The sequence below is a fragment of the Actinomycetospora sp. genome (assembly GCF_055612215.1).
On record NZ_JBVPVA010000627.1, the window covers coordinates 1 to 3,616 of the forward strand.

General features: G+C 75.8%; 4 protein-coding genes. All 4 read right to left on the reverse strand.

What is annotated here, in order from left to right:
- Positions 1-22: 22 nt before the first annotated feature.
- Positions 23-754 (reverse strand): hypothetical protein, encoded by a 732-nt coding sequence (locus AC0CYZ_RS17215; RefSeq protein ID WP_472217501.1) that lies wholly within the window; start codon positions 752-754, stop codon positions 23-25.
- Between the two features lie 40 nt (positions 755-794).
- The gene (gene fabG, locus AC0CYZ_RS17220; RefSeq protein ID WP_472217503.1) at positions 795-1,556 is read right to left on the reverse strand and encodes a 3-oxoacyl-ACP reductase FabG; all 762 of its coding nucleotides are present in this window, start codon (positions 1,554-1,556) and stop codon (positions 795-797) included.
- 70 nt (positions 1,557-1,626) lie between these two features.
- Positions 1,627-2,955 (reverse strand): MATE family efflux transporter, encoded by a 1,329-nt coding sequence (locus tag AC0CYZ_RS17225; RefSeq protein ID WP_472217505.1) that lies wholly within the window; start codon positions 2,953-2,955, stop codon positions 1,627-1,629.
- On the reverse strand, positions 2,952-3,616 hold a 665-nt coding region (locus AC0CYZ_RS17230; RefSeq protein ID WP_472217507.1), incomplete at its 5' end, for a DHH family phosphoesterase. The genes AC0CYZ_RS17225 and AC0CYZ_RS17230, both read right to left, overlap by 4 nt.

The following is a 3,616-nucleotide window of genomic DNA, read 5'->3' on the forward strand; positions in this document are numbered from 1 at the left end:
GGCCGGCGGGGGGATCGCGCGTTCATCGCCGGGCATCATGCCCCTCGCGCCGCCCGTCCCCCGCGGTCACGTCCTCGAACGAGATCGAGACGGCGTGCACCCGCCGCGGCGCGGGGACCTCGTCCGGCCCGTGGGCCCAGATCGGCACCGCCGCGAGCCAGGTCGGGCCGGTGTCGTGCTCCCAGGGGACGGCGAGCCAGCCCGTGGTGGTCGAGGTGGCCTGGTCCCCCGTCCAGACCAGGACGACGTGGCGCAGCCCGACGTGCCCGTCGTCGGGCTCCGGCGGCGGGACGCCGAAACCGTCGAACCACAGCTGACCCGTGCGGTCGTCGGGAGCCGGGGCGTAGACCAGCCCGTTGTCCGTCGCCGCCGCCTCGCGCACCTCGCCGACCCAGCGCAGCGTCGCGAAGTCCGGGCGGGCGCCCGACCCGTCGGGGGCCTTCATCAGGTGGAGCACCACCCCGTCGTGCGCCACCGCCAGGGAGTTGAGCGGGGCGCCGATCAGCACGCCCCGGGGCTCCCACTCCGGCGCCGCGCGAAGCAGAACCGTCCGCAGGTTCTCCGACGACGTGATCCCGAGCGTCACCGGGGTGTCCCCCGCGACCTCCGGATCGTGCCGCGCGACGTTGCGCTCCCAGACCGCGGCGACGGCGTCCTCGAGCAGCCCGAGGATCCCGACCGCGGCCCACCGGTCGGCCACCCCGCGCAGCCACGCGAGGGCCCGCGCATCCCCACCCTGCCGTGTCCCGCTCACGGCCACAGCAGAGCACGGACCCCCGACAGCGTGGCCCGGGTCAGGTCTTGGGGCCGCCCGCGACGTAGATGACCTGGCCGGAGACGTAGCCGGCCGACTCGCCGACGAAGAAGGCCACCATATTGGCGATGTCCTCCGGCACGCCGACGCGCTGCACCGGGATCTCCTTGGCCCGGGCGGCCTGCCACTCCTCCCAGTCCTGCCCGAGGCGCTCCGCGGTCGCCCGCGTCATCTCCGAGGCGATGAACCCCGGGGCCACGCAGTTCGCGGTGATGCCGAACCGGCCCAGCTCGATGGCCAGGGTCTTGGTGAACCCCTGCAGCCCGGCCTTGGCCGCCGAGTAGTTCACCTGCCCGCGGTTGCCGAGCGCGGACGTCGAGGACAGGTTGACGATCCGGCCCCACTGCGCGGCGACCATGTGGCCCTGGCAGGCCTTGGTCATCAGGAACGAGCCGCGCAGGTGCACGCCCATCACCGAGTCCCAGTCGTTCTCGGTCATCTTGAACAGCAGGTTGTCCCGCGTGATCCCGGCGTTGTTGATCAGCACCGTCGGCGGGCCGAGCTCGGCGACGATCCGCTCGACGGCGGCGTCGACGGCCGCGGCGTCCGCGACGTCCGCGCCGACCCCGATCGCGCGCCCGCCGGCCTCGGTGATCGCGTCGGCGGTGCCCTTCGCCGCGCTCTCCTCGAGGTCGATCACCGCGACGGCCATGCCGTCGGCGGCGAGGCGCAGCGCGGTCGCGGCGCCGAGCCCGCGGGCGGCACCCGTCACGACGGCGACGCGGGAACTGGGAGCGGTCATGGTCTCCGAGACCTCCTCGAGCGGTGGACGTTCCTCGCCCGGCATCCTGCCCCGCATCCGTCGCGGCTGCTCAGAGGCCCCCGGGCACCAGCCACCGGTCGCCGCGGGCCCGGAGCCCGACGCCGAGGGCCCGGCCGATCATGAACAGGGACAGCCCGGCCCACACCCCCGCGAGCCCCCATCCGAACGCGAGCGAGAGCCAGATCAGGGGCAGGAAGCCCACCACGGCCGACCCGAGCGTGAGTCTGCGCAGGAAGGCGGCGTCCCCGGCGCCCAGGAGCACCCCGTCGAGGGCGAAGACGTAGCCGGCCACGGGCTGCAGCGCGACGAAGAACCACCACGCGGAGGGGATGGTCGCCAGCACCGTCGGGTCCGGGCTGAACACCCGCGGCAGGAGGTCCGCGAGTGCGGCGAACACCACACCCGCGACGACGCCGAGCACCAGCCCGTAGCGGGTCACCCGGCCGGTGACCGTCCGGGCGGAGGAGCGCGACGACGCCCCCAGCGCCGCGCCGACCAGTTGCTGGGCGGCGATGGCGAGCGAGTCCAGCACCGTCGCCATGAACGCCCAGAGTTGCAGCACGACCTGGTGCGCTGCGACCGACGCCGCCCCGAACCGCGCCGTCACCGCGGTCGCGGACAGGAAGCAGGCCTGGAAGGCGAGGCTGCGCAGGAGCAGGTCCCGGCCGAGCCCGAGCTGGGCGCGCAGGTCGGCGGGCACCGGGCGCAGCGGCACCCGCAGCCGGACCGCCTCGCGGACCAGGGCGGCGCCGAAGAGCAGCAGCACCACCGACTGGGCCCCGACGTTGGCGATCGCGGAGCCCTCGAGCCCGAGGCCCGGCCACCCGCCGAGCCCGTGCACGAGGAGCGGGCACGCCAGCGCCGACGCGCCGTTGCCGGCCAGCACGACGACCACCGGGGCGCGCGTGGACTGCACCCCGCGCATCCAGCCGTTCCCGGCCATCGCGACGAGGATCCCCGGCGCCCCGCACAGCGCGATCCGCATCCAGGCGACCGCGCCGTCGGTGAGCGGGCCGCCGCCACCCAGCGCCTGCGCCACCGGCCGCGCGACCAGCTGCCCCACCACGACGACGGCGAGGCCCGCCAGCAGCGCGAGCCACGTCGCCGCGACGCCCTCGGAGATCGCCCGGTCCCGCCGGCCGGCGCCGAACGCGCGGGCGGCGCGGGCCGTCGTGCCGTAGGCGAGGAACGTGCCCAGCGAGGACACCTGCGCGAGGACGACCGCGCCGACGGCGAGCGACCCCAGCGGCACCGCGCCGAGGCGCCCGACGACGGCGGTGTCCACGAGCAGGTAGAGCGGCTCGGCGACCAGGACGACGAGGGCGGCCGCCGAGAGCGACAGGACCCGGACCGGCCCGGCGTCGAGCGTGATGCTCACAGCAGGGGCGCCGCCGCCAGGGCCCGGCGGACGTCGGCCACCACGTCGGCGCCGTCGGGGCGGCGGCTCGCGACGGTGAACCCGGAGGCCGCCCGGTGTCCCCCGCCGCCCATGGCGATCGCGGCCGCGGCCACGTCGAGCCGGCCCTTACCGCGCAGCGAGGCGGTCCAGCGCGACGGCCCGACCTCCTTGAGCACCATTGCGACCTCGGCCTCGGCGGTGGTGCGCAGCACGTCGATGATGCTCTCCACCTCCTCCTGCCGGCCGGCGGCGATGTGCTCGGCCCGCGCGCAGGCCCACACCAGGCCGAGCCCGCGGGCCTCGTCGGGCTCGAGGGTGGCGGTGCCCAGCACCGCCGAGAGCATCGCGAGCCACGAGAACGGGTGCGTGTCCAGCAGCGGGCGGGTGACCGCCTCCGCGTCCACCCCCGCGACGAGCAGGCGTGCTGCCATGTCGTGGGTGGCCGGCGAGGCGGCACGGAAGTTGCGGGTGTCGGTGACCAGCCCCGCGTAGAGGCAGCGGGCGATCGGCAGGTCGACGGGCGCGCCGAGCGCGTCGAGGAGGCCCAGGACGATCACCGCGGTCGCCTCGGCGTCGGGCTCGACGTACCAGGCCGTGCCGAACCCGGCGTTGGAGACGTGGTGGTCGATCACGAGCGTCG